Here is a 1,378-nt window from a genome sequence, read left to right on the forward strand (position 1 = left end):
CCAAGCTTAGGCATAATAATCTCAAAAGCCATTTATAAGATACCAAGAGCGACCAGAAAGCGACTGAAAATTAGTCGTCTGACACGTCAGCCTGCTGACGTAGACAGACGGTCTATTTTCCAAGCTTTACGCTCGGGTTCAGTTATTCCCTCTGGTTCGCCCTCTCCTTTCTATTAAAACTTCAGTTTTCAGATATTTTTTCTCAAATCAACAATTCCATTGGATTTTCAATCAAATGCTTCAAATCGACCATGAATTTAGCACCATTCATACCATCTACAATACGGTGGTCAATTGTCAAGCATAGACCCATGATTGGACGTACGACAACTTCCCCATCAACAACAACTGGAGTTTGAATAGTTGCTGAAACACCAAGGATAGCTGAGTTTGGTTGGTTGATGATTGGGTTAAATGATTTGGTTCCAAACATTCCCAAGTTAGTAATAGAGAAGGTTGAACCTGACATTTCAGCAGCCTTCAATTTACCAGCCTGAGCCTTCTTGATGACATCCTTAGAGGCCACAACAAACTCAGACAAACTCATCTTATCTGCACCGTGAACGACAGGTACAATCAAGCCATCATCGAGACCAACGGCAATACCGAGATTAACAAATTTGTGTAATTCGATATTTTGAGCATCGTCAATCAAGGATGCATTGAGGTAACGGTGTTCCTCTTTCATAAGGGTACGCACAACTGCCAAACCAATCAAATCAGTGAAGGTTACCTTCATGCCCGTCTTATTCATGATTGGGTCAAGGACTTGCTTACGAAGAGCCATAAGGTTAGTCATATCAACATCATAGTTAAGAGTAAAGGTTGGTGCAGTCAAGTATGAGTGCGTCATTCCCTTAGAAATTGCCTTACGCATAGCAGACATTGGGATAACTTCCACGCCTTCTGGCAAGACTTTTTCAGGTTTAGCTTCAACCACAGGTGCAGCAGCCGCTTCTTTAACTTGCGCTGGAGCACTGATTGCAAGGATATCTTCCTTAGTAATCTTACCACCAAAGCCTGTTCCAGATACGCTAGCTAAGTCAATACCAAGGTCCGCTGCGATCTTACGTGCCAATGGAGTCGCCTTAGATTGAGCACCTTTAAAGTTCTCAACGTCATCTGCATGAACACGACCTTTTGCTCCAGTTCCTGGAACTTGAGCGAGGTCAATCCCCAACTCACGCGCCACCTTTCGAGCCTTAGGTGTTGCACGTACTTTGCCACCTTCGTGAACGACAGGTGCTTGCGTTTGCGCTGCTACTACAGGCTCGGCTACAGCGGCAACTTTTTCAACTTTTGGCGCAGGTTCAGCAGCTGGTGCGCTAGCTACGTTATCAGCCACCACTTCACCTTCTGCTCCAATATAACCAATAAC

The 1,378-nt window shown here is 44.4% G+C and carries 1 protein-coding gene; it reads right to left on the reverse strand.

Features of this window, described 5'->3' with window-relative positions; genetic code table 11:
• Positions 1–202: 202 nt before the first annotated feature.
• A partial coding sequence (locus HMPREF2877_RS02170; RefSeq protein WP_070578468.1) for a dihydrolipoamide acetyltransferase occupies positions 203–1,378 on the reverse strand: 1,176 nt, incomplete at its 5' end.

The organism is Streptococcus sp. HMSC072D03 (assembly GCF_001812855.1).
In the GTDB taxonomy this organism is placed as follows: Bacteria; Bacillota; Bacilli; order Lactobacillales; family Streptococcaceae; genus Streptococcus; species Streptococcus salivarius_D.